The sequence below is a fragment of the Prauserella alba genome, assembly GCF_024171735.1.
GTDB lineage: Bacteria > Actinomycetota > Actinomycetes > Mycobacteriales > Pseudonocardiaceae > Prauserella > Prauserella alba.
Genome location: NZ_JAMTCH010000004.1, coordinates 1,281,472 through 1,306,975 on the forward strand (window position 1 = coordinate 1,281,472; position 25,504 = coordinate 1,306,975).

21 protein-coding genes are annotated in these 25,504 nt (G+C 69.2%); 14 read left to right on the forward strand and 7 right to left on the reverse strand.

The window, feature by feature from the left end:
- Window positions 1–24: 24 nt before the first annotated feature.
- Window positions 25–1,143, reverse strand: a complete 1,119-nt coding sequence (gene ssd, locus LY12_RS14740) for a septum site-determining protein Ssd (protein WP_308292123.1) — start codon at window positions 1,141–1,143, stop codon at window positions 25–27.
- A 448-nt stretch (window positions 1,144–1,591) separates the two neighbouring features.
- On the opposite strand from ssd, the gene LY12_RS14745 reads away from it, so the two are divergent.
- The 6 genes from LY12_RS14745 (at window position 1,592) to LY12_RS14770 (ending at window position 10,446) form a co-directional block, all read left to right on the forward strand.
- A complete protein-coding gene (locus LY12_RS14745; RefSeq protein ID WP_253856971.1) occupies window positions 1,592–2,413 on the forward strand; it encodes an HAD family hydrolase in 822 nt (273 codons plus the stop codon).
- Between the two features lie 833 nt (window positions 2,414–3,246).
- Complete coding sequence (locus LY12_RS14750; RefSeq protein WP_253856972.1) at window positions 3,247–5,091, forward strand: glycoside hydrolase family 3 protein; 1,845 nt, start codon at window positions 3,247–3,249, stop codon at window positions 5,089–5,091.
- A 4-nt stretch (window positions 5,092–5,095) separates the two neighbouring features.
- The gene (locus LY12_RS14755; RefSeq protein WP_253856974.1) at window positions 5,096–6,397 is read left to right on the forward strand and encodes an exo-beta-N-acetylmuramidase NamZ family protein; all 1,302 of its coding nucleotides are present in this window, start codon (window positions 5,096–5,098) and stop codon (window positions 6,395–6,397) included.
- Window positions 6,398–6,431: 34 nt separating this feature from the next.
- The gene (locus LY12_RS14760) at window positions 6,432–7,886 is read left to right on the forward strand and encodes a serine hydrolase domain-containing protein (protein ID WP_253856976.1); all 1,455 of its coding nucleotides are present in this window, start codon (window positions 6,432–6,434) and stop codon (window positions 7,884–7,886) included.
- Window positions 7,887–8,500: 614 nt separating this feature from the next.
- A complete protein-coding gene (locus tag LY12_RS14765) occupies window positions 8,501–9,445 on the forward strand; it encodes a MurR/RpiR family transcriptional regulator (RefSeq protein WP_372493510.1) in 945 nt (314 codons plus the stop codon).
- Window positions 9,446–9,492: 47 nt separating this feature from the next.
- A complete protein-coding gene (locus tag LY12_RS14770; RefSeq protein ID WP_253857428.1) occupies window positions 9,493–10,446 on the forward strand; it encodes an N-acetylmuramic acid 6-phosphate etherase in 954 nt (317 codons plus the stop codon).
- Between the two features lie 118 nt (window positions 10,447–10,564).
- Here the strand turns inward: LY12_RS14770 and LY12_RS14775 are convergent, their stop codons facing one another.
- Window positions 10,565–11,308, reverse strand: a complete 744-nt coding sequence (locus LY12_RS14775; protein WP_253856978.1) for a Fic family protein — start codon at window positions 11,306–11,308, stop codon at window positions 10,565–10,567.
- On the reverse strand, window positions 11,305–11,811 hold the full coding sequence (locus LY12_RS14780; RefSeq protein WP_253856979.1) for a phosphoribosyltransferase: 507 nt from the start codon (window positions 11,809–11,811) through the stop codon (window positions 11,305–11,307). Before LY12_RS14780 ends, LY12_RS14775 begins: the two co-directional genes overlap by 4 nt.
- A 208-nt stretch (window positions 11,812–12,019) precedes the next feature.
- On the opposite strand from LY12_RS14780, the gene acs reads away from it, so the two are divergent.
- Entirely contained in the window at window positions 12,020–14,002 is a 1,983-nt protein-coding gene (gene acs, locus LY12_RS14785) for an acetate--CoA ligase (RefSeq protein WP_253856980.1), read from the forward strand.
- Window positions 14,003–14,094: 92 nt separating this feature from the next.
- Here the strand turns inward: acs and LY12_RS14790 are convergent, their stop codons facing one another.
- Window positions 14,095–14,895 (reverse strand): choice-of-anchor P family protein, encoded by an 801-nt coding sequence (locus LY12_RS14790; protein ID WP_253856981.1) that lies wholly within the window; start codon window positions 14,893–14,895, stop codon window positions 14,095–14,097.
- Between the two features lie 89 nt (window positions 14,896–14,984).
- The gene (ldt-CoaP, locus tag LY12_RS14795) at window positions 14,985–15,872 is read right to left on the reverse strand and encodes a L,D-transpeptidase, choice-of-anchor protein P-associated (protein ID WP_504967631.1); all 888 of its coding nucleotides are present in this window, start codon (window positions 15,870–15,872) and stop codon (window positions 14,985–14,987) included.
- Window positions 15,873–16,485: 613 nt separating this feature from the next.
- Between ldt-CoaP and LY12_RS14800 the strand changes: the two genes are divergently transcribed.
- Window positions 16,486–17,043 (forward strand): DUF6319 family protein, encoded by a 558-nt coding sequence (locus LY12_RS14800; protein WP_372493511.1) that lies wholly within the window; start codon window positions 16,486–16,488, stop codon window positions 17,041–17,043.
- Window positions 17,044–17,104: 61 nt separating this feature from the next.
- On the opposite strand, the gene LY12_RS14805 is transcribed toward LY12_RS14800, so the two are convergent.
- Complete coding sequence (locus tag LY12_RS14805; protein ID WP_253856982.1) at window positions 17,105–17,593, reverse strand: OsmC family protein; 489 nt, start codon at window positions 17,591–17,593, stop codon at window positions 17,105–17,107.
- A gap of 239 nt (window positions 17,594–17,832) precedes the next feature.
- Here LY12_RS14805 and LY12_RS14810 point away from each other — a divergent pair, with 239 nt between their 5' ends.
- Window positions 17,833–18,471 carry a VIT1/CCC1 transporter family protein gene (locus LY12_RS14810; RefSeq protein WP_372493512.1) on the forward strand — a complete coding sequence of 213 codons (639 nt, stop codon included), beginning with the start codon at window positions 17,833–17,835 and terminating at the stop codon, window positions 18,469–18,471.
- A gap of 32 nt (window positions 18,472–18,503) precedes the next feature.
- Here LY12_RS14810 and LY12_RS14815 read toward each other — a convergent pair whose 3' ends face one another.
- Complete coding sequence (locus LY12_RS14815) at window positions 18,504–19,988, reverse strand: peptide MFS transporter (protein ID WP_301302509.1); 1,485 nt, start codon at window positions 19,986–19,988, stop codon at window positions 18,504–18,506.
- Between the two features lie 231 nt (window positions 19,989–20,219).
- On the opposite strand from LY12_RS14815, the gene LY12_RS14820 reads away from it, so the two are divergent.
- From LY12_RS14820 to LY12_RS14840, 5 genes are all read left to right on the forward strand, one after another.
- Window positions 20,220–20,762 (forward strand): phage holin family protein, encoded by a 543-nt coding sequence (locus tag LY12_RS14820; protein WP_253856983.1) that lies wholly within the window; start codon window positions 20,220–20,222, stop codon window positions 20,760–20,762.
- A 30-nt stretch (window positions 20,763–20,792) separates the two neighbouring features.
- Window positions 20,793–21,728: an alpha/beta fold hydrolase gene (locus LY12_RS14825; protein ID WP_253856984.1), complete on the forward strand. Its 936-nt coding sequence runs from the start codon at window positions 20,793–20,795 to the stop codon at window positions 21,726–21,728.
- A gap of 131 nt (window positions 21,729–21,859) precedes the next feature.
- Window positions 21,860–22,561 carry a TetR/AcrR family transcriptional regulator gene (locus LY12_RS14830; protein ID WP_253856986.1) on the forward strand — a complete coding sequence of 234 codons (702 nt, stop codon included), beginning with the start codon at window positions 21,860–21,862 and terminating at the stop codon, window positions 22,559–22,561.
- Window positions 22,562–22,646: 85 nt separating this feature from the next.
- Window positions 22,647–23,666, forward strand: coding sequence for an ABC transporter ATP-binding protein (locus LY12_RS14835; RefSeq protein ID WP_253856987.1), 1,020 nt, complete (start codon window positions 22,647–22,649; stop codon window positions 23,664–23,666).
- On the forward strand, window positions 23,663–25,339 hold the full coding sequence (locus LY12_RS14840; RefSeq protein WP_253856988.1) for an ABC transporter permease: 1,677 nt from the start codon (window positions 23,663–23,665) through the stop codon (window positions 25,337–25,339). The genes LY12_RS14835 and LY12_RS14840 overlap by 4 nt, the downstream gene beginning before the upstream one ends.
- The last annotated feature ends 165 nt before the right edge of the window (window positions 25,340–25,504 follow it).

A 25,504-nucleotide genomic window follows, 5' to 3' on the forward strand; every position in this document is an offset into this window, starting at 1 on the left:
ATGTGGACAGTCGGCCGGCGGGTATCAGCCGATGGCGAGTTCTCGGAGTACGGTGCGGGCCGCGGTGCCGAGCGCGCCCCGGCGTCGTGGGTTGAACGAACCCCGCTCGACGGCCTTGGCGACACGGCGGTCGGCGGGCACCCACCCGAGCAGCGGCACGCCCACGCTGCCCGCGACGTCACGCGCCCCGAGTCCGTCCGGCGACGGACCGCGCACCAGCACCCTGACGCGGCCACGGGGTTCCCCGAGCCGCTCCAGCACTCGCGAGGCCGCGACGCACGCGCGCAGTTCGGCGGGCACCACCACGACGACGAGGTCCGCGACGGTGAGCACCCGCCGGCCACACGGACCCGGATCCCGTGGCAGGTCGCACACGACGGTCCGCCCTGCACGCACCCCCGCTCGAAGCACCGCCTCGACCGTCTCCGGGGCAGGACCTCCACCGTCGCGGTCACAGGAGAGCAGCGCGACCGGCCCGTCGGCAGGCCCGGCAACCGGCAAGGCCTCGTCGAGCGCCGACATGGCCACCCGCCCGCCCTGGACCCGTACGTCCGGCCAGCGCACTCCGTCCTGCAGTTCGGCGCCGAGCACGAGATCGATACCGCCGCCGAGGGGATCGCAGTCGACGAGGACGGATCTGCCGCCCTGCCTGGCGGCGCTGACGGACACGGCCGCCGCCAGCACCGACGCACCGGCCCCTCCGCGTCCACCGACGACGGCGACCACCCGCCCCCGGTCCGTGCTCGGCCGCTCCACGACATCGGCCAACGAGGTGAGCAGCACCCCGTCGGCGTCGGGCAGTGTCACGACCTCACGCACACCCAGCACCACGGCGCGGCGCCACATGCTCTGCGGCGGTTTCCCGCCGCACACCAGTACGACGTCGCCTCGCCGAGGTCGCACCCGGGTGCTCGGCGCGACGTCCTCGTCGACGAGCACGAGCGGTGCTTCGTGCCAGTACGGTTCCGCGTCGTCGAGATCTGCCACGTGGACGAGATCGCAGTCGACCGCCGCGGCGTGCCTGCGGATCTCGTCGAGCACCCGCCCTTCACGTGCGACGACGAGCGGCCGTCCGTGACCACCGGACATCGTGCCGGTGGTCACGGCGTTCGCGACGACGCCCGGTTCCGCCGTCCGGTCCACAGCCCGTTCCATTGCGCCCCCCAGAGAATTTCGGCTGCCATCCACATTCACCTGCGGCCACCGCGACGGAAAGAGGGGAATCGCAAAGTTGTGGATAACCGGGTCGTTGTGGATAACTCAGCGGTAACCGGGGCCGTGCACAGGAAAGCCGTGCACCGGAAACAGCGCAGCGAGGAAGAGCGCAGGCGAGAATCGAGGAGGCGGCCCCCGCCAGGGGGAGGGAAACGGGGACCGCCCGGGCTCGGCCGGGGGTGAGCCGAGCCGTATCCGGGAGCGATACCGGACTACTTCCAGGGTAGCTCCGCCAACCGGTCCGAAACCGGTTCCGAACAGGCAATTCGGTAACAGAAGGGTAGCGCCGATCCCGGCCACGGACGGGGCGTGCGGCGGGACGATCTGCGTCGGTCCGGCGGCACAACCGGCTTTGCCGATCACCTATCGTGAGAACGTGGCCGACTCCGGGAACTCCCCAAGCTGCGACGCCGCGGCGTTCTTCGACCTCGACAAGACGATCATTGCGTCCTCGAGCGCACTGGCGTTCGGCAGACCGCTCATGCGCGAAGGAATGATCAGCCGCCGCACGGCCCTCAAGAGCGCATACGCACAGCTCGTGTTCTCGCTGTCCGGCGCCGACGAAGAACGTACCGAACGCCTCAGGGCCGAGATCTCCGCGCTGTGCCGCGGCTGGGACGTCGCACAGCTGCGCGCGGTCGTGGCCGAAACGCTGCACGACGTCGTGACGCCGCTCGTCTACGCCGAGGCCGAGGCGCTCATCGCCGCCCACAAGGCGCAGGGCCACGACGTGATCGTGCTGTCGGCGGCAGGCGACGAGGTGGTCACTCCGATCGCCGCGATGCTCGGCGCCGACCACAGCGTCGGCACCCGTATGGGCATCGTGGACGGGCACTACTCCGGCGAGATCGACTTCTACTGCTACGGCGAGCAGAAGGCAGCCGCGGCGCGCCACCTCGCGGCCGAACGCGGCTACGACCTCACCCACTGCCACGCGTACAGCGATTCGAGCACCGACGTCCCACTGCTGGAAACCGTCGGGCATCCGCACGCGGTGAATCCGGACCGCACGCTGCGCCGGATCGCCACGGAACGGACCTGGGAGATTCACACCTTCGAGAAGCCGGTGTCCATCCGGTCGAAGGTGACGGCGCGGTCGAACATGCTCGCCGGGGTCGGACTCGGGCTCGGGATCGCCGCCGTCGCCGGAACGGCCGCCTACGGACTGACCCGGCGAACCGGCGAGCGACCTGCCTGACGTCCGAAGCTGGCACGGCAGCTCGGGCCGGCGGACGTGGGCCGTATCGGCGTCAACACCCGTCCGGCGGCTGACTTTCCCGCCACAGCAAGGAAACCCACGTCATGCGCATATCCGGCCACAATCTGTACCGGTGCACCCGAACTGCCCCTTGAAGTGAACTGCATCACTGAGTACAACTGGAGGTGCGGACGTCGAACCGGCCAGGGATCCGGCGAAGATAAGCCCGATCCACCCCGATCGATCTCCGTGCGCGAGTACCGGGTACCCACGCTGGGCACGCCGCGTAAGGCTTCGTCGCCGTGGGACTGCGTTACCGGGACGCCGGACGCCTAGTACCCCAAAAGATGCGACACACGTTGCAGCTTGGTCGCCCAGGCCCTCGCGCGAGGTGGGGCCCGTCGACATCGTCGGCGGGCCACGCCTCTGTGCGCACCCCTCCAGCGCCGCGTGCCGCCTCCGTGGGCGCCGCACTCAATGGGCGCCGTGCCTCCGGCGCCGTACCTCCGGCGCCATATCTCCGGCGCAGTGCATCGCGTGCCACTCCGTGAGCGCGGCACCCTCCCCACGCAGGTTCCGTGCCCCGCGTCGCTCTGCCCCACGTCGCTCCGTGCGCCCCGCTTCCGTGGTCGTGAATAGCGCCGCGAATGGCGGATTCCGTTCCCCCATCGGCATGTCACGAGTGGACCGTTCCTGCCGTTTTCCGGAGGGAACGGTCCACTCGTGACGGTCCGCGACGTTCGTCCATTGACGGGCCTATCGTGCTCGCTTAGCTTTCCGGTGCTGACGCATTCGTGGATTTCCCACATCCACACGCTCACTGGAGGGATTTCGTGACAAAACCTGCTTCCCCGCGCAGGAGGAACAGCTATGCCGCTGCCACACTCACGGGACTTCTCGTCGCCACCGGCGGTGTGGGTGCATCCACCGCAGGCGCCGAGGTCCGCACGACCCCTCCGGCGCAGGCCGGTCCGGACAGCAACGTGAGCTGGGCCGAACGGACGCTGCGCGACATGACGCTCGAGCAGAAGGTGGGGCAGCTGTTCGTCGCCGACGTCTGGGGACAGGCGCCGAACGAGAAACACGCCGGCAACCAGGAGAAGTACGGCGTGGACACGCCGTCCGACGTCGTCCGTAAGTACCAGCCGGGCGGGGTCATCTACTTCAACCACGGCGGCACCGACAACATCGAGCGCCCGAAACAGGTCGCGAAGCTGTCCAACGGTCTCCAGCGGGCGGCACTCGCCACGGATGCCGGCGTGCCACTGATCGTCTCGGTGGATCAGGAAGGCGGACGCGTTACGCGCGTGGGTGAACCCGCAACCGAGCAGCCGAGCGCGATGGCCATCGGCGCAGGCCGTGACACCGAGGCCGCGAAGGCCACCGCCGCCGTCACGGGCTCCGAGCTGCGCGCCATGGGAATCACCCAGGACTTCGCCCCGGTCGCCGACGTCAATTCCAACCCCGCGAACCCGATCATCGGATCACGGTCCTTCTCCGCGGATCCGCAGGTGGCGAGTGACTTCGTGCGCGCGCAGGTTCACGGCTACCAGGATTCGGGCAGCGACACCGCGACCGTGTCGAGCTCGGCCAAACACTTCCCGGGGCACGGCGACGCGGCGACCGACAGCCACACCAGCCTGCCGACGATCGACCGCACCGAGCAGGAATGGCGCGAGATCGACCTGCCGCCCTTCAAGGCGGCGGTCGACGCGGGCATCGACTCGATCATGACCGCGCACATCCGCGTGCCCAGCCTAGATCCGTCGGGTGAGCCGGCCACGTTGTCGAAGCCGATCATGACCGGACTACTGCGCGAAGAACTCGGCTACGACGGTGTCGTCGTCACCGACTCACTGCAGATGCAGGGCGTGCGGGAGATGCACCCCGACAGTGAGATCCCGGTGCTCGCCCTCGAAGCGGGTGTCGACCAGATGCTGATGCCGCCGGACCTCGACGTCGCCGTCAACGGCGTACTCGACGCGGTGGAAAGCGGACGCATCACCGAACAGCGCATCGACAAGAGCGTGTTGCGCATTCTCGAACTGAAGGCCGAGCGCGGCATTCCCGAGGCGCCGATGGTCAACGTCGGGGCCGTTGGCGAGAAGGTCGGCACGCCGGAGAACCGCGAGACGGTGCAGGCCGCCACGGACAGGGCTCCGACGCTGCTGCGCAACGACGACGGGGTTCTGCCCCTTCCCGGCGAGGGCAACACGCTGGTGACCGGCTGGAACAACCTCGACTACCCGGGTTACCCGGCACGGCCGGTCGAGTCGCTCGCGTCGAAGCTCGGCGATTCGGCGACGGCACTGCCGACCGGAGCACAGCCGGACGAGGCAACGATCCGGCGTGCCGTGAACGCAGCGGGTGACGCCGACACGGTCGTCGTCCTCACGAACGGTCTCTCGGGCGACGCCGCACAACGTGACCTGCTGCACGAGTTGTTGGCCACGGACGCGAACGTCGTGGCAGTCTCGGTCCAGGAGCCCTACGACCCCGGCTACGTCGACGTCCCGACATGGCTCGCCACGTACGACTGGCGGGACGTTTCCATGACCTCGCTCGCGAAGGTGCTGCTCGGCCAGCAGGCCCCGCACGGCAAGTTGCCGGTCACGATTCCGGCCGGGGACGACCCCGACACGACCCTCTACCCCTTCGGCCACGGTCTGACCTGGTGATGACATGCCTTTGAACCGACGCTCGTTCCTGACCGCGAGCGCCCTCGCGACGCCCCTGCTGACCTCGGGGTCCCAGCTCGCGTCCGCGGCTCCGCGCCCGGGCACGTCGTCCGACAGCGCCGCCGCACGGCCCGGCCCCGTACCTGGGCGGGCCGTCCGGCCCGGCGCCGACCTTCTCGCCGACGAAGGCTGGAAGCGCCTCGCCGGGCGCAAGGTGGGCGTGCTGTCCAACCCCACCGGAGTGCTGGTCAGCGGCGATCACATCGTCGATTCGCTGATCGCGGCGGGCGTCCGACCGGTTGCCGCGTTCGGCCCCGAGCACGGATTCAGGGGCAGTGCGCAGGCCGGCGGTTCCGAGGGCGACTACGAGGACCCGCGCACCGGCGTTCCCGTCTACGACGCGTACGGCGCCACGATCGACGAACTCGCACGGATGTACCGGAAATCGGGTGTGGACACGGTCGTCTTCGACATCGCCGATGTGGGATCACGCTTCTACACCTACATCTGGGCGATGTACGAGGGCATGGCCGCGGCCGCACGAGTCGGGGTGGAGTTCGTCGTGCTCGACCGCCCCAACCCCATCGGCGGTTCCGCGTTCGGCCCGATGCTCGACCCGAAATTCAGCTCCGGCGTCGGGCTCAAACCGATCGTCCTGCAGCACGGCATGACGGCGGGCGAACTCGCGCGATTGTTCAACAACGAATTCCTGCCGGAGGAAGGCGGGAAACTCGATAATCTGGACGTCATCGAGATTCGTGGCTGGAAACGTGATCGTTTGTTCTCGCAAACCGATCTTCTGTGGACGCCACCGAGCCCCAACATGCCGACCCCGGACACCGCGCTCGCATACCCCGGCACCTGCCTTTTCGAGGGAACGGTGTTCTCCGAAGGACGGGGCACCACACGGCCGTTCGAGATCTTGGGCGCCCCGGGGGTCGACTGGAAGTGGCGTGAAGCACTCCAGGAACAGAACCTTCCCGGTGTATCGTTCCGGGAAACGTACTTCGTGCCGACGTTCGGCAAATTCACCGACGAACAATGCGGTGGCGTTCAGCTGAACATCACCGACCCGCACGCGTTCGAGCCCATCCGCACGGGCATCGCCATGATCGTTACGGCGAAACGGGTGCACCCCAAGCTGTTCGGGTGGCGCGAGGACAACTTCATCGACAAGCTCTTCGGTTCCGATCGCCTCCGCAGCATGGTGAACGCCGGCGCAGGCACCGACGAGATCATCGGTTCGTGGTCCGATGAGATCGACGGATTCCGCCGGAACCGGGAGCAGTATCTGATCTACCGGTAGGGGGATTACTCGCGTGCGAGGCAGAATCGTGGCGATGACGGCTGTCTTCGTCCTGACAAGCACGACCACCGCGGCGGCGGCGACACCCGACGAAGGGCGATCGGACGGTCCACGCACCGCGCTGTCGCCGACGGCGGGCGCGCTCGCTCACGCCAAGCCCAAGGACGCGGGCCTGGACCCGCGGCCGATCAGGCAGGCGGAGCGGCGGCTGGCCGAGCTGACCGCGTCGGATGCCGTCGACGGCCATCCGATGTACTCCGGCGCCGCCGGACTTCTCGCCCACGACGGCAAGGTCGCGGGCAAGTTCTCGGCGGGCGGCGCAGTGCGCTTCGACCGCGACGGCAACGAGCTGCCGCCGAACCAGCAGGTTCGAGTACGCGAGAACACCATCTTCGACATGGCATCGGTGACCAAGCTGTTCACCTCGATCGCCGTGATGCAGCTGATCGAGCGCGGCGACGTCGAGCTGTCGGCGCCCGTCGCGCGTTATTTGCCCGCCTTCGGCGCGAACGGCAAGGACTCGATCACCGTCGAGCAGCTCCTGACCCACACCTCGGGGCTGCAGGCCACGATGCCGCTGTGGGAGGACTACCCGGACCGCACCTCGCGTATCGGAGCAGTGCTGGCCGCCGAGCCCGTGAACGAGCCGGGAACCGAGTACGAGTACTCCGATCTGAATCTGATCACGCTCGGCGAGCTCGTCGGCAAGCTCACCGGCAAGCGGCTCGACCACTATGTCCACGACAACATCACGGCGCCGCTCGGGATGACCGACACGGGCTTCAACCCGCCCGCTTCGAAGCGGGACCGCATCGCGGCCACGGAGTACCAGTCCGAGCCGGATCGCGGCATGATCCGCGGTGTCGTGCACGACGAGAACGCCTGGTCACTCGACGGCATCGCCGGTCACGCGGGCATCTTCTCGACCGTCCGCGACATGGGAGTGCTCGGGCAGACGCTACTGAACGGCGGCGTCTACGGCGGTGAGCGGATCCTGAAGGAACGCAGCGTTCGCGACATGCTCACGAACCGCAACCAGGAGTTCCCCGGCCACGCCCACGGGCTCGGATTCGAACTCGACCAGGACTGGTACATGGGCGAACTGTCCTCCCCCGTCACCGCGGGGCACACGGGCTACACAGGCACGTCGTTCGTGATCGACCCGAACTCGCAGTCGATGGCCATCCTGCTGACCAACCGCGTGCACCCGACCCGCGAATGGGGTTCGGTCAACGACGCTCGCGAGGCGTGGGCGACGGCCATGTCGCAGGCACTGAAGGCCAAGCCGAACGCGGGCGGCGGCTCTTGGTTCCGCACCCCGGGCCAGGACGACAAGCCGGCGAACGGCAAGTCCCGCAACGGCGGGCACGGTAATGGCAGGAGCGGTAACGCCGGTGGCGCCGGCCCGGCCGGCGCCACCGGCGACGGCCGGAAGTCCGACAACGCCGGGCTGCGGCCCAAGCCGGTCTCCCACCGGCCCGGTTCGTAATCCGCGTCCCCACGCGAGCCGGATCACCGAGGCGGCCCCGAGGGCAGTGCTGCACTGCCCTCGGGGCCGCCTCGTGTGCGTGCGCGAGGCGAGCGGTCTCACACGCGTTACACATATCGACGCGTATGCCCCTCCGGATATGGGCATCCACGGTGTTGAAGCGACCGCCGGACCGGCGCGGCCGCGGCGGCGATTCGGCACCGGCGCCAGTGGCACCCGGTGCACCTTCGAGGAGACAGTGATGACGGGCGATTGTTGGCCATTCACCAGCAGATTCACGACGTTCGGCGTGGGCCACCCGGCCGTTCCGGTTGCATCCGCGTCATGGTCGTGCAGCCGCGCGACGATCGTCACCGTCGCACCACCGAAACGTGCAAACCATGCGAAATCGCTCTCTGCTACCGACACATAGCCGCAGGTGACGTTGCCAAGTCGTTAAGGCGCTGTGCCTAACGCTCCCTAGGCGGTTGGCGACTTTCTGAGCAACGATGGTTCTAGCGGCCGGGTCGGCGGGGGACACACCAGGGGCTGCAATCGACTGGAGGGTGTGGGTAACCTTGTCGCAGACGCCAGCAGTAAGGAATTTTCCAACGGGACTTACAGGTGATGAACCTTTGCCGGACACGACGGACGACCCCGTGGCCGCGGCGGCTTCGGAATCGGCCGACCCGGACGGCAGTCCGCTGGTCCGCATCCGGTCCCTGCTGCCGGGCCTCGCGAAGGCCGAACAGCGCGTCGCCAAAGTCGTACTGGACGACCCGACGACCGTGTCCCGCCGCAGCATCACGGAGGTCGCCCTTGCGGCCAATACCAGCGAGACGACCGTCACCCGCTTCTGCAAGGCGATCGGCGTCGGTGGCTATCCGCAGCTGCGCATCGCGCTCGCCGCGGACACCGCCCGATCGGCGGCACGCACCCCGCAGATGCACGGTGGTGACATCTCCTACGACGACGACCTCGCCTCGATCGTCGGCAAGATCGGGTTCACCGACGCCAGAGCCGTCGAGGAAACCGCCGAACAGCTCGACGTCGACCGGTTGCAGCAGGTCGTCGACGTGATGGCCGGCGCAGGCCGCGTCGACGTCTACGGCGTCGGGGCGAGCGCGTTCGTCGCCGCCGACCTGCAACAGAAGCTGCACCGCATCGGGCGGGTGAGCTTCTCGTGGTCCGACACGCACATCATGCTGACGTCGGCCGCGGTGCTCGGCGAGGGTGACGTCGCCGTGGGTATCTCGCATTCGGGCGCGACGACGGACACCGTGGAGGCACTCCGGGCCGCGAAGGAACACGGCGCGACGACGGTCGCGTTGACGAACTTCCCGCGGTCACCGATCGCGGAGGTCGCCGACCACATACTCACCACGGCCGCGCGGGAGACGACCTTCCGTTCGGGCGCCACCGCCAGCCGCATCGCCCAGCTGACGGTGATCGACTGCCTGTTCATCGGCATCGCGCAACAGCACATGGACGACGCTGTGAAGGCCCTCGACGCCACTCGCGACGCGGTCGGCACGCACAGGCTCGGTACCCGCCCCGACGGGCGGCGGCGCACCCGATGAGAACCCGGCCGGCGAGTGGCCGGGTGAGGACTGAAACGGTGAGCAACATGGCATCCCGCTCGACGAACGCGGGTCCGCAGCAGGTGGCGACGATCGCACACGTCGAGTCGCCGACCGAAGGGCGCAATCCGCGCACGACCGACATCGACCGGTTGTCGACCCACGGCATCCTGTCGGCGATCAACGCCGAGGACGCGCAGGTGGCCGGTGCTGTGCGGAGCGTGCTGGACGTCCTCGCCACGGCGGTCGACCACGCGGTGGCGGCGCTGCGCGGCGGCGGCCGGGTGCACTACGTGGGTGCGGGCACCTCGGGCAGGCTCGCGGTGCTCGACGCGGCCGAGCTGGTGCCGACCTACAACGTTCCCGCCGACTGGTTCGTCGCGCACCACGCCGGGGGAGAACGTGCGCTGCGGCTGCCCGTGGAGAACGCCGAGGACGACGAATCGGCCGGTGCCGCCGAGATCGCGGAATCCGTCACGCCGGGCGACTTCGTGCTGGGACTGACCGCCTCGGGCCGGACGCCGTACGTGCTCGGTGCGCTCAAGGAAGCCAAGCGGCTCGGTGCGCACACCGGGCTGGTGTCGGACAATCCGTCGGCGCCGGTACCCGCGGAGGTCGACGTGTCGATCGTCGTGGACACGGGCGCCGAGGCCGTGGCCGGCTCGACCCGGATGAAGGCGGGCACGGCACAGAAGATGGTGCTGACCGCGTTCTCCACGGCCACGATGGTCAAACTCGGCCGGACCTATTCGAACCTCATGGTCGGCATGCTCGCCACGAACGCGAAGCTGCGCGGCCGTACGCTCCGCATCCTCGGCGAGGCGACCGGCGCGGACGAGCAGGCGTGTGACGCGGCGCTGACCAGGGCCGACGGTGACCTGAAGGTGGCGCTCGTCCACCTGCTCGGCGACGTCGACGTCACGACGGCGGCCGATGCACTCGACCATGCGGGCGGGCACGTCCGGGACGCACTCGACGAGGTCCGCCCCCGCGCATCCTGAGTCGCACCCGCACGGCTCGGCCGCGCGGGCCCGGCCGGGCCACGGTTCCCACTCGGGCGCCGTTCCCGTTCGGGCGTCCCGGGGCCCGGCCGGCCCGTAACGCCGGCCGGGCGCGTGATCAGGCGGCTGCGTCCGCGATGCTCTGCGCTTCGCGGGCGCCCGCTTCGAACCCGGCGCAGCAGAACAGCAGCCAGTCCCGCACCCCGTCGGGCTCTCCGGAGGCGAACGCCGCCGCGGTCTCGGCATACCGTTCCTGCCTGCGGAAACAGGCGACCTCGGGCACGGTCAGCGACTTCGGGTCCAGTCCGCTCGCCACCATCGTCAACCGTGCCGCCGCGCGGGCGACCACCCCGTCGGCGGTGCCGAACGCCTGCAACGCCAGCAGTTCGCCGTGGACGACGGCCGTCAGCACTGCCGCAGGCACCTTCGTCCCGCCGGTGACGAGTCGGCCGAGCAGTTCCAGTCGAGGTGACGCGGCAGGGTCGGGCCTGCCCAGCGCGTCGGAGTCGGACGTCAGGTCCGCCGCGGCGAGGACGTGGATCCGGGCGAGCGCCTGCATCGGGGCGCGGCGCCACGTCGGCAGGAGCGTCTCGCTCGCCTTCGCCACCCGCAGCGCACCGGCCAGCACCGGGTCACGCACGTCACCTTCGTCGGGGATCTCGGGGTCGACGCCCTCGACACCCGCCGAGGAGCGCGCGGCTCGCACCGACGCCTCGGCGGCCGTGGCCGAGCCCTCGCGCAGGTTCACGCCGTACCGGTGGACGGCGAACACCGCGTCCTGGGCCGACTTCGCCGCCTCGGCGACGCCGTCGAGCTCGACGAGCGGCGCGAGCGGGTCCCCGGCAGCAGCCGTCTGATTCATGCGTCCAGCACCTGACCTTCTCTCGTCATGACGGGCGGTTCGGTCGACCAGGGAAAGTTGATCCACCGGTCGGTCCGCCGCCACACGTAATCGCACGCCACCGTCGACGCGGGCTTCTCGTACACGACGGCGCAGCGCACCTCCGCAACCTCGTCGGCGCAGAAGTCACGCACCAGTTTCAGCGTCGCACCGGTGTCGGCGACGTCGTCGGCCACCAGCACCTTGGCGCCCGCCAGGTCCACGGCGTTCGGGACCGGCGGCAGCATCACCGGCAGGTCCAGTCGCTCGTCGACGCCCGTGTAGAACTCGACGTTCATCACGTGCAGGTTCTTCACGTCGAGCGCGTATCCGAGCGCGCCAGCCACGAACAGGCCGCCGCGGGCGATCGACAGGATCAGATCGGGCCGGAACCCGCTGTCGGCCACGGCCGTGGCGAGCTGCCGGCTCGCCGTCCCGAACAGATCCCATGTGAGCACCTCGCGCTCCGGCTCACTCTCGGCCACTGCCCATCCTCCCGCGTCGCTTGCACACCCCGGCGAGCATATGCGCCGACCGTTCGTCAGCCGCTCATCGCCCAGGGCGCCCGCAACGAGCGCGGGGCCTTGTGGGTGGGCGAACGTGGCTGCAACCTGTCTCGTGCGGTACTAACTTCACAGGCAGGCGCAGGAACGACGACGCGTGCGCCTGAGCAACGACCAGGAGGCCTTGCAGATGACGACAGAGCAGTCGCCGGCACTCGACAACCTGTTGACCGAGAGCCGGAGTTTTCCTCCGAGCCCGGAGTTCGCGGCGGCGGCCAACGCGACGGCGGAGTGGTATTCGGAGGCCGACGCCGACCGCGAGGCGTTCTGGGCGAAGCAGGCCGAGCGCCTGCACTGGGACACCAAGTGGACACAGGTCGTGGACTGGTCGGACGCCCCGTTCGCGAAGTGGTTCGTCGGCGGCAAGCTGAACGTCGCCTACAACTGCGTCGACCGGCACGTCGAGGCGGGCCACGGCGACCAGACGGCCATCCACTGGATCGGCGAGCCGGGCGACACCCGCGACATCACGTATGCCCAGCTCAAGGATGACGTGTCGAAGGCCGCGAACGCGCTGACCTCGCTCGGTGTCACCGCCGGTGACCGCGTGGCGATCCAGCTGCAGATGATCCCCGAGGCGATCGTCGCGATGCTGGCGTGCGCCCGGATCGGCGCGTTGCACAGCGTGGTCTTCGGCGGATTCTCGCCGAGCGCTCTTCGCCAGCGGGTGGACGACGCCGAGGCCAAGGTGGTCATCACCTCGGACGGGCAGTACCGCCGCGGCAAGGCCGCACCGATGAAGGTGAACGTCGACGAAGCACTCGAGGGTGCGGCGAGCGTGGAGAAGGTCATCGTGGTCCGCCGCACCGGCAGCGACCTCTCGGACGACGTCCCGTGGACCGAGGGCCGCGACCTCTGGTGGGACGAGCTGGTCGACTCCCAGTCCGGCGAGCACACCCCGGAAGCGTTCGACTCGGAGCACCCGCTGTACATCCTGTACACCTCGGGCACGACGGGTAAGCCGAAGGGCATTCTGCACACGTCGGGCGGCTATCTGACGCAGGCGGCCTACACGCACAACGCGGTGTTCGACCACAAGCCCGGCGAGGACGTCTACTGGTGCACCGCGGACATCGGCTGGGTGACCGGGCACTCGTACATCGTGTACGGCCCGCTGGCCAACCGTGCGACACAGGTCGTCTACGAGGGCACGCCGAACACCCCGCACGAGGGCAGGCACTGGGAGATCGTCCAGAACTACAAGGTCTCGATCTACTACACGGCGCCGACGCTCATCCGCACGTTCATGAAGTGGGGCGCCGACATCCCGGCCGGCTACGACCTGTCGTCGCTGCGGCTCCTCGGCTCGGTCGGTGAGCCGATCAACCCCGAGGCGTGGATGTGGTTCCGCGAGACCATCGGCGGTGGCAACTGCCCGATCGTCGACACATGGTGGCAGACCGAGACCGGCGCGATCATGATCTCGCCGCTGCCCGGTGTCACGCATGCCAAGCCGGGTTCGGCGCAGCGGCCGCTGCCGGGCATCGCGGCGAAGGTGGTCGACGACGCGGGTAAGCCGGTCGGCAACGGTGGCGGCGGCTACCTGGTGCTGGACAAGCCGTGGCCCGCGATGTTGCGCGGCATCTGGGGTGACGACCAGCGGTTCAAGGACACGTACTGGTCGCGGTTCGCCGAACAGGGCTACTACTTCGCAGGTGACGGCGCCAAGTACGACAACGACGGCGACATCTGGCTGCTCGGCCGGGTCGACGACGTCATGAACGTCTCCGGTCACCGCATTTCCACCACGGAGGTCGAGTCGGCGCTGGTGTCGCACCCGACGGTGGCGGAGGCCGCGGTCGTCGGTGCGAGCGACGAGACGACGGGCCAGGGCATCGTGGCGTTCGTGATCCTGCGCGGTGACGCTGCGCAGGCGGGCGACGAGGCGATCCAGGAGCTGCGCAATCACGTGGCGAAGGAGATCGGCCCGATCGCGAAGCCGCGGCAGATCATGGTCGTACCGGAACTTCCGAAGACCCGCTCGGGCAAGATCATGCGGAGGTTGCTGCGCGACGTGGCCGAGGACCGCGAGGTCGGCGACGTCACCACGCTCGCCGACAGCACGGTCATGGACCAGATCTCGAAGGGGCTCGCGTCCGGTTCGGACGACTGAGCAGGCTCGGGCACGCACGAGAAGCGGCCTCCACAGTGGATGTCCACTGTGGAGGCCGCTTTCGTATGTGCGGAGCTCCCCTGGGGGATGCGTCAGCCGGTCACGTCCAGGTGGCCGGGCTGCGGGGTCGGAGCCGGGGCGGCACCGTCGGGGCCGGCCTCGTCGCCGCCACCGTCACCGTTGTCGTCGCCGCCGTTGTCACCGCCGTTGTCGCCGCCGTTGTCGCCGCCGTTGTCGCCGTCGCCGCCGCCGTTGTCACCGTCGTCGCCGCCGTCGTCGTCACCCGCGGTGCAGGTGGCCGACGCGATGTCGATCGTCTGCCCGGCGATGTCGGACAGGCCCGGCACGCCCTGCAGCAGCTCGATGTGAACGGCCGTAACCGTGTTGTCGGTCTGCTGGTTCAACGTGACCTGGGCAACGCCGCCGAGCTGCTCGGGCAGCACCGTCGTGTTCGGCTCGAGGTTGTTGATCGGAACCTCGTGCCCGGCGATGGTCAGCGTGGTGATGTCCGAGCTCATCTCACCGTTGTCGCACTCGGCGCTGATGGTTCCGGTCGCCGCGATCAGGGGCGAACCACCCGGGAGCTCCGGGACGCCGGGAGCCTGGCCGGGCAGGACGCTGAGGTTGGCGACGTCGGCGTAGGCGTAGTTCGGGGACGCCTCGGCGTTGAGCACCGTCGCCTCCGCGAGGCCCGCCACGTTGCTGCCGAGCACCGTCTCGGACCCCTCGCCCACGACGTGCGGCGTCTTGGCGATGTTGATCAGGCCGCTGGCGGAGATGCCGAAAGCGGAGTCCTCGGTCTGCGCGAGCGCGGACGGGGCGAACATGACACCGCCGACGAGGGCGGCCGACAGTGCGCCTGCGCCGAGCGCGGCAGTCTTCTTCTTCGACAAGGAAGTACCTTTCGATTTCCGGTCGTGCATTCGGGTCGGGTTTCCGGGCGGGGGCCCGTCACCGGTGGGGCACTGCCGTGGGAGGGGCGTCAAACGACCTCGACGATCGTTCCCAGCGGCAGCTTGACGAGCTCGTCCAGGGCTTCTTTCGTCACCCTGATGCAGCCGTCGCTGTTGGCCTTGCCAACGAAGCTGTTGTCCGGCCACGTGTGGATGCCGACGGTGCCGGGGCCACCGCCGAACGTCTCGTGCGACTCCGAGTGATAACTCAGCGGAAGCACGATGGGGCTGTAGTCGTTCACCTGCTCCTCGATGGAAGCGATGATGTACTGCCGCCCCGTCGGCGTCGGGTGCTCGTCCTTCCCGACCCCGATGGTCCATTCCCCGATCTGCTCACCCTTCTTGGTGATCTCGAGGGTGAAGTCGTCGCGGTGCACCGTGACGGCGAAGTCGTTGTGCGCCTCTTCGACCGACTTGTCGGTGGTGTGGACCCAGCCACTGGCGCCGTTGGGACGTGTGGGCAGCAGGATCTGCGCCCAATCGCCCTTCTCTGCGACGACCGGGACCCACGTCGGCGACGAGATCTGCTTGACGGGCAGCTTCGCGAACGGCTTGCCGCTCGGCTCGTCGTACACCGCCAGGGTCTGCTTCGGGTGCAGCACCGTTCCGGTGCCGTTCTTACCCGCCGACGTGTCCCCCTTCGCGGGGTCGGCGGGCGCCTGTTCGAGCGCGTCGTAGGTCGTGGCCTTGGGCAGCTTCGCGAGCTGTTCCTCGGTCACGGCGACCGGCTTGGTGTCCTGCCCGCCGCCGGCCGACGGATCCCCGCCGCACGCGGTCATGACGAGCGCGAGCACCATCGCGCCCACAGCGGCTGCCAGCGAACGCGACCGCCTCCGGTACGCGTCCCCGAACCCGGCGGTTACACCGGCATCTCGCCCGGTGTAACCCGAGCAGTCGGCGTTGCTACGCCTTTCCATCGATCACGTCCTGCAACTAGGCACACGAAGGTGCGAGGTGTGGAGCGTTCAGTAGTGCGTCGCTCACGCGATGTGCGACCGTTTGCGCAGGCCCGCACCCGGACGCTCCTCGTGCTCGAACGTCCGAAGTCCGGACTCACCGGCGCAGCCCCCAGTACGACCCGCTGTGTGCACAACGTTCCGCGCCACACGGGTTTTACGTGCACAGGGGTTACTGTTCGCGTACGCGACGGTTCGCATTGTTATCCCCACTGCAAGTTTCGATCAAATGCGTTGCTGATTTTCAGTACCGCCCCGAGCTGCAGCGATGACCCGTTTCCGCAGGACACAGCCCGAACGAGGGATCACTCCATCGGGCTACGTATACGAGGTCTGTACCGGTTTGTCCCTGGCAGAAGCGCAGATGGGCCACACACGCTCGAAAAGGCTTCACATCGACATCCGGACACAACGGACACCTTCGAAGCTCGACCGGATGAGACCTGCCCCACATTTTCCGACTTTTTGTTAACACTATTCCGATCATCGGCGAGCACCCGGGTGGACAACACGTCGAACGAGTGTTCTACAATGCGGGCGCCACTGCCGGACGTTTCGAGGGGACCCGCCCGCGATGAATGCCGAAGCCACTACCGAAGCCAGCACCGAAGTCGCCGCCGACACCGGCACCACCGCGACCACCGACATGAGCGATCAAGCTGCTGAAACGCCGCTGACCAGCGCGGACTCGACTGCCGACGCCTCCGCGGCCTCCGACGGCACGTCCGATCCGTCGGCCGGCGATGCGGCCGGCACGACGTCGGCCCAGACCCCGCAGACCGATTCCCGGTCCGGTGACGAACAGTCCGCCGACGACGCCAAGCCCAAGCGCGGCCGTGCCAAGGGGACCAGCGCACGCAAGACCCGCACCGTCGAACTGACCCTCACCGTCACCGGAACGGCCGACGGTGAATGGCAGGCCGAGCTCAAGCACGGCAGCAAGTGGGTGACCCGCGGACTGGCCGTGACCGCCTCGGCCGTGTCGCGTGCGGCGAAGGAGCTCCACGAGCAGTTGTCGACGCCGATCGACGAGGTCATCAACGCCGCGAAGGAGCAGCAGCAGGCCCGCGTGGCCGAGCTCGAGGCTCAACTCGAAGAGGCGAAGAAGCAGCTGGCCGAACTGGAGCAGTGAACCGGGTCGCCTGCGGGTGTGGTCCGGACTCCCGGCATCGGCATCGCCTGCGCCGAAGGCGTCAGGACCGGTCCGTGTCGGCGGCGATGTCGATGCGGGCCTCGTGGCGTACCGGGAAGTTCACCGACCGCGCGATGAAGCACGCCTGGTGCGCGGGTTCGTGGAGCTCGCGGGCCCGATCCAGCATGGTGGCGTCGGCGACGGTGACGACGGGACGCAACTGCACCGACGTGAACTCGCCGACCCCGAGCGTCTCGGTCATCGTGCCGACCGGTTCGTCGGAGTAACCGGTGACGACCACACCGCCCCGCGCACACTCGGCCAGATACGACAGCATGTGACACTGGGCGAGGGCCGCGAGCAGCAGCTCCTCGGGGTTCCACCGGTCGGCGTCGCCACGGAAGAACGGGTCCGCCGACCCGGCGAGCGACGGTTTCCCGTCGGCGATCACGTCGTGGTCACGGCCGAAGCGGCGGTAACCCGACGTGCCCGTGCCACGGTCGCCCGTCCACCGCAGAGTCAGCGTGTAGGTGTGTTCGCGCTGTCGCATGGGTCCTTGATACCCGCCGCGGGCACGGTTAGGGAGAGCATGTGGACGGCACCGACGACACCCCACAACCGGACGGGACCGCGCAACCGAACGACGCGGCACAACCCGACAGGACTGCACGGCCGGGCGGCCCAATCGGTCGGGGAGATCCGACAGCTCCCAGTCGAGCATCACCTCGGGATCGGACCAACCATCGCGAGGACGGCGTCGGCAGGCGGACCAACTGGCTGCGCGCGGCCGTGCTCGGTGCCAACGACGGAATCGTCTCCGTAGCCGGTCTCGTCGTGGGTGTCGCCGGCGCGACCACGGACCGTTCCGCGATCGTCATCGCGGGTGTCGCGTCCCTCGTGGCGGGCGCGCTGTCGATGGCAGGCGGCGAGTACGTGTCCGTCAGCACCCAGCGTGACACCGAGAAGGCACTGCTCCGCACCGAGAAGTGGGAGCTACGCACGATGCCCGATTCCGAGGAACGGCAGCTCGCCGGGATCTATGAGGAGAAGGGCCTCTCGCCCGCCCTCGCCGCGCGCGTCGCCCGCGAACTCACCGAGAAGGACCCGCTCGGCGCGCACGCCGACGTCGAGCTGCGCATCGATCCGGACGAGCTGACCAATCCCTGGCACGCGGCGTTCGCGTCGATGGGGGCGTTCGTGGCCGGAGCCCTGCTTCCACTGTTGGCGATCGTGCTGCCGCCGCCGGAGATCCGGGTCGTGACCTGCGCGGTCGGCGTGCTGGCCGGGCTGGTGCTCACCGGGTGGACCAGCGCGACGCTCGGCGGGGCGCGCAGGTTGCCTGCGGTGCTGCGCAACGCGGGTGTCGGCGCGCTCACGATGGCGGTCACCTACGGTGTCGGCTCCCTGTTCGGCGTGTCGACCGCGTAGCCGGCCGTGTTGGCCGGCTACGCGGAGCGGACCTACCGGATCCCGGACATCAGCTTGCGGATGAACGGCGAGAGCAGGGCGATCAGCACGCCGATGCCGAGTGCGACCGCGCCGACCGTGCCGAAGTACGACGCCTCGTGCTCGGCCGAGTAGTACTCGGCCAGGGACCCGGACAGCGCCGTGCCCAGCGACACTGACAGGTAGTTCAGCGCGACCATCTGGGCACGGAACGCCTGCGGTGCGAGCTTCGTCGACAGTGAGAGACCGACCGGCGACAGGAACATCTCGGCCACCGTGAATGTCGCCAGGATGCCGACGACCGCCAGCAGCGGGCTCGTGTTGCCCTCGCCGCCCGCCATCGGCAGGAACAGCAGGAACGCCACGCCCATCACGCCGGTGCCGAGTGCGAACTTCATCGGCGTCGACGGCTGCCGGTCGCCGAGCTTGGCCCACACCGTGGCGAAGATCGGTGCCAGGATCAGGATGAACACCGGGTTGATCAGGTTCACCCACGAGATCGGCATCTCCCAGCCGAACAGGTCCCGGTTGAGGCGTTCGTCCGAGTACACCTCGAGCACGGTGAACTGCTGCTGGAACAGCGCGAAGAACGCGGCGCTGGCCACGAACATCGGGATGAACGACATCACGCGCCTGCGCTCGACGCTGCCAACCCTGGTACTGGTCAGCAGGATCACGAACAGCGCGGCGGCCGCGAGGCCCGCGACCCACACCGCCACGTCCCCGAGATTCTGCGCGGTGATCGCGCCGGTCAGCACGAGCAGCACGCATGCGACGGCGACCGCCGCGAACACCAGCGCGACCAGCGGGCGGCGCGAGGCCGGCAGTGGATTCGGCACGACCCGTGAGGTCTCACCGAGGTTGGAGCGGCCGATCGAGTACTGGATCAGCCCGAGCGCCATGCCGACGGCAGCGAGCCCGAAGCCGACGTGGAAACCGACCGTGTGCTGGAAGAATCCGGTGAGCGCGGTGCCGACGAAGGCGCCGAGGTTGACGCCCATGTAGAAGATCGTGAAACCGGCGTCGCGGCGCTCGTCACCTTCGCCGTAGAGCGTGCCCAGCACGGCGGTGGCGTTGGCCTTGACGCCGCCGCTGCCGAGCGCGACGCAGCCGAGCCCGACCCCGACGCCTGCGTACCCGGGGAGCACGGCGAGCGCGAGGTGGCCGATCATGATGACGACGGCGCTGTAGAACAGCGTTCGCTCGGGAGCGAGCAGGCGGTCGGCGACCCACGCGGCGAGGATCGTCGACAGGTAGACGAGGCCGCCGTACGCACCGACGATGCCGAGCGCGGTGCCCTTGTCCATCGCCAGGCCGCCCTCGGCGGCGGAGAAGTAGAGGTACAGCGGCAGGATGCCGAGCATCCCGTAGAACGAGAAGCGCTCCCACATCTCGACGCCGAAGAGGTTGGCGAGCCCTCGGGGGTGCCCGAAGAAGGTCTTCTCGTTCCCGCCACCTGCGGATCCCGCGGCGGCGGATTCAGCCTCGATACCCGACATGTTGATTACTGTCCGATCCTGCGTACTTTGACGGATTTTGTCCGTTATTACTGGCCAGTACTCAACAATACTCCCCATTCGCTACCGATCGTGATGGGATTCAACTCCGTGTCCTCACCCGTTCGGTGCATCCCGCTCCGACCGCCGGACGACACGCCGAGACGACGACTTCACACCACATCGACACCGCCCGTGCGCCCTTCGCGACCGTGACGCCATCCCCATGGCACGATGAGGCGCGTGAGCAGCCCGAAGCATGAACTCAACGACGGCGACAACCGGGATGCCGGGGGCTGGGTGCCCTACCTCCCGTTGTCGGAGGACTCCGCGGCCGACTCCGCCGAAGGCGCGTCGATCGGTTCGCTGGTCAAAGACGCGACGCAGCACATGTCGACGCTGTTCCGCGCCGAGCTGGAGCTGGCGAAGGCCGAAACGGTCGGCGAGGTCAAGAAGGCCGCCAAGGGCAGCGTCTTCTTCATCATCGCCGCGGTGGTCGCGCTCTACAGCTCGTTCTTCTTCTTTTTCTTCCTCGGCGAACTGCTGTCGGAGTGGCTCCAGCGCTGGGCCGCGTTCGGCATCGTGTTCCTGCTGATGCTGGTGTTCGCAGGGATCTGCGGCTTCCTGGGGTACCGGAAGTTCAAGAAGGTCCGCGCGCCACAGCGGTCTATCGACAGCATCAAGGAATCGGCCGCGGCACTGAAGCCGCAGCACAAGTCGGCCGAGGCCGCCGAAGGCGCGCCCGCGGCCCCGGGCGAACCGCTGCCGCGGTCCTGACCCTTCCTGCCTCGCCACCGCAGCCCGGAAGTGCTCCCGCCCGACCCGTCGACCGTCCGGTACCCCGGCCCGTGGACGCATCGCGACGTGTCCGCCAACGGCATCCTGCTGCACGTGGCGGAGGCGGGCGAAGGCGAACCCGTGTTGCTGCTGCACGGGTTCGCAGGCCTGTGGTGGACGTGGCATCACCAGCTGTGTGACCTCGCCGAGGCCGGATTCCGCGTGGTGGCCGTCGACCTGCGCGGATACGGGGACTCGGACAAACCGCCACGCGGTTACGACGCGTGGACCGCCGCCGGCGACGTCGCCGGGCTGATCCGCGCGCTCGGCCTCCGCTCGGCACACGTGGTCGGCCATTCCTGGGGCGGGCTGCTCGCCTGGTCGGCCGCTGCGATGCGGCCGCGGGTGGTGCGATCCGTCGGCGTGCTGGGCGGCGCGCACCCGCTGGCACTGCGGCACGCGGCCTTCCGGCTGCCGCTCGGGCTCCGGGGTGCGCAGGCCCGCGCGTCGAGCCACGTGCTGCGGTTCCAGATTCCGATGGCGCCGGAGAAACGCCTGGTCGCCGACGACGCCGCCTACACCGGCGAGCTGCTCGCATCGTGGGCGGGCGAGGCGTGGCGCGGCACCGGCGACTTCACGGAGACCACCGCGACCCTGCGCCACGCCATGCGCATCCCCGGCGTCGCGCACAGCGCCCTCGAGTACTACCGCTGGGCGCTGCGCTCACAGTTCCGCGGCGACGGCAGACGGTTCCGGCGCGACATCGACGCCCGCGTGACGATGCCCGTCCTGCAGCTGCACGGCGAGGACGACCCGTGTGTGCTGCCCTCGACCGCGCGAGACTCGACTCCGTGGCGCGGCCCGCACTCCGAGTTCATCACCCTGCCGGGAGTCGGCCACTTCCCGCACCTCGAAGCGCCCGCGGAGACCTCGGCCATCCTCGCCTCGTTCCTCCGCAGCCGCTGACAGGGCCGACCTCCCGCGAACCCGAACCCGCCGGGGGGACTCCTTCGCTCAGCACCCTCGTGACCTGGGCGAACCCGTTCACATCGCACCCCACTTGCGCACCCGGTTTACACGCGTTTACCGTGGTTTACATGCGTTCACCCGCAGAGGTTCCGGACACCCGGACCCGCATCCTCGAGGCTGCCGTCAACCGCTTCGGGCAGGACGGATTCGACGCCTCACTGCGCGCGATCGCGGCCGACGTCGGGGTGAGCGCACCGGCGATCCTCAAGCACTTCGACTCCAAGGAGGAACTGCGCCGCGCCTGCGACGAACACGTCGTGGACGTGATCCAGAAGTACAAGACCGAGGCCATGCGCTCGGCCGATCTGCGCGCCACGTTCCTGACACAGATGGCGATGGTCGACGAGTTCCAGCCACTCATTCGCTACGTGGTGCGCAGTCTCATGACCGGCGGCGATGCGGCGCGGAACCTCCTCACCGACATGTACGGCGAGGCCGAACGCTGGATGCGGCAAGGGGTCCGCACCGGCGTCATGCGCCCCAGCCGGGACGAACGGGCCCGCGTCAAGCTCACCTTCTCGATCTCGCTCGGCTGGATGCTGCAGTCCGTTCTGATGGCAGACAAGGAACTCGGCGAGCTCGACGCGGACTTCTGGCGGCGGACCACCCACGAGCTCATGCTGCCTGCCCTCGAGCTCTACACCCACGGCCTGCTGACCGACAGCACCCTGCTCGACGCCTACGCGCCCGACCGCACCGAACCGTTCAGCGACAGCGACCCTCCGGCCGATCCCCCGGCCGAATCGGGCACCACACCCGACACCGCCTGATCCGCGGACAGCCGGCGCACACCTGCAGACCACGCGCACGACATCGCGAACACCACGAGACTCCACGGCAGAAAGAAGGTCGACAATGTCGTCCACCGGACCGGCCAAGGGCGAGTCCCCGGCCATCGACATCTCCGGCGTCACCAAGAACTACGGGAAGGTCACCGCCCTCGACGGCCTCGACCTCGAGGTCGCGCGCGGAGAGGTCCACGGCTTCCTGGGGCCGAACGGCGCCGGGAAGTCCACCACGATGCGGATCCTGCTGGGGATCCTGCGCCACGATGCCGGGACGGTGCGCATGCTCGGCGGCGACCCGTGGAGCGACGCCGTCGCCCTGCACCGCAGGCTGGCCTACGTGCCCGGCGATGTGGAGCTGTGGCCGAACCTCACCGGCGGGGAGGCCATCGACCTGTTCGCCCGGCTGCGGGGCGGGGTCGACGCGGCCAAGCGCGACGAGCTCGTCGAGCGCTTCGACCTCGACCCGCGTAAGAAGGGCAGGACCTACTCCAAGGGCAACCGGCAGAAGGTCGCGCTGATCTCGGCGCTGGCCTCCGACGTCGACCTGCTGCTGCTCGACGAACCCACCGCGGGCCTCGACCCGCTGATGGAGGTCGTCTTCCAGGAGTGTGTCCGCGAGGCCAAGGAGGCGGGCGTCACCGTGCTGCTGTCGAGCCACATCCTGGCCCAGGTCGAGATCCTCGCCGACCGGATCTCCATCATTCGCAAGGGCACCGTCGTCGAGTCCGGCACGTTGCAGGATCTGCGGCACCTGTCCCGTACGACGGTGACCGCGCTGACCGACAAGCCCCTCACCGAGCTCGCTCGGCGGCAGGGCGTGCACGACCTGCACGCCGAGGGTCAGCAGACGCGGTTCGAGGTCGACGCCGAGTACCTGCCGACGATCATGCGCGACCTGGCGTCCCACGACGTGCAGGCCCTGACGGCCACGCCACCGACGTTGGAGCAGCTGCTGCTCCGGCATTACGGCGACGAACTGGGCGGAGCCGGCAGCAACGGCAGCCACGACGGCGGTTCCGCGTCCAACGGCTCCCGCAAGCGCCGCGCCGGCAAGGCCCGCGCCGGCAGGAACGAGGTGGCGTCATGACGACCGCCACCGAACGGCCCGGCGGCGCGGCGCCACCGGAGAGCACTTCCCACCAGCGCGGCGCGCTCACCGGCACCGGGACCCTGTTGCGGTTCATGGTCCGCCGCGATCGCGTTCGCCTGCCGGCCTGGGTGCTGGGGTTGACGGTGCTGTGGGCCTACTTCGCCAACGCGATCGGCGCCGTCATGGACGCCGAGAGCCTGGCCGGAATGGCCACGATGGCCGCGAACCCCGTGATGGCGCTGATCGGCGGACCCGGTTACGGCTTCGACGACATCACCGTCGCCCGGCTCGTCGCGGGCTTCTACGCCCTGTACCTGATGCTGGGCGCCGCCTTCATGTCGATCACGACCGTGTCCCGGCACACCCGGGTCGAGGAGCAGACCGGGCGGGCCGAGCTGGTCCGCGCGAACGTGCTCGGGCGGCACGCCCAGCTCACCGCGGCGCTGATCATGGCGACGGTGATGAACCTGCTGGTCGCCGGACTGACCGGCCTGGTCACGCTGGGCTCGACGATCGAGCCGCCGCCCGAGGCGGGACCGTCGCTGCTCATGGGCGCCGGCATCGGCGCGGCGGGGCTGGCATTCGCCGGTGTCGCGGCGATCACCACGCAGCTCTCGGCCTTCTCTCGAGCCGGGTCCGGCATCGCCGGTGCGGTGCTCGGGGCGGCGTTCGTCGTCCGCGGCATCGGCGACATGTCGACCACCCAGAACGGCGGCCTCGGCTGGTTGTCCTGGCTCTCGCCACTGGGATGGTCGCAGCAGACCGCGCCGTTCACGCTGGACCGCTGGTGGCCGCTGCTGCTGTCGGTCGCGCTCGCCGTCGCCGGCGCCGCGGTCGGCTACGCGCTCCAGACCCGGCGGGACCTCGCCGCGGGAGTCCTGCCCGACCGGCTCGGCTCGGCACGTGCGGCCACGTGGCTGCGCAGCACGCTCGCGCTGGCCTACCGGCTCCAGCGTCCGTCGCTCGTCGGCTGGTCCATGGCGATGGTGCTCGCCGGCGTCACTTTCGGCGCTTTCGCCCAGCCCATGCAGGAGGGTGCGGCGGACATGCCCGAGGAGATCGTCACCGTCATGGGGGGCGCCGAGGGGATCCTGGAGGGCTACCTGGGTTTCATGGGCATCTACTTCGCCCTGATCGTCGCCGTGTACGTGGTGCTGTCCGTGCAGTCGTTGCGGGGGGAGGAACAGGGCGTGCGCGCCGAGCCGGTTCTCGCCACGGCCGTGAGCCGGTCGTCGTGGCTGGGCTCGTGGACCGCCGTCACCGCGGCAGGCGCCCTGTGGCTGCTGCTGCTCGCCGGCCTCGGCCAGGGGGTCGGCGCAGTGCTCGGCACCGGCGACTGGGGACTGTTCGGCCCGGTCGTGCTCGGGAACGCGGTGCACGTGGCGGCCGCGTGGCTCTTCCTCGGGCTGGCCGTCGCCCTGTACGGACTCGCGCCGAGGCTCCTCGGACTGGTGTGGATCGTGTTCGTCTACGGCACGGTGCTGAGCCTGTTCGGCGAGATGCTCGAGTTCGACCGAGCAGTGCTGGACACCTCACCCTTCCAGCACGTCGGCCAGCATCCGGCCGACGAGATCTCCTGGGGCGCCGTGGGGATCCTGACGGCCGTCGGCGCCCTGCTGGTGGGCGCAGGGGCCGCCGGGTTCCGGCGTCGCGACCTCGTCACCGCCTGAGCACGCCACCGGGCACCGCACCACCCGAGCACGTCGGCACCCGAGCACGTCGACATCTCAGTGCCGCCGCGCCGAGCCCAGCCACCGGGGTCGCGGCGCGGCGGCGAGGAAACCCAGGAGGAGCAGAGCGAACGCCTGGAGTCGGTTCTGATGGGCCTGGTGACC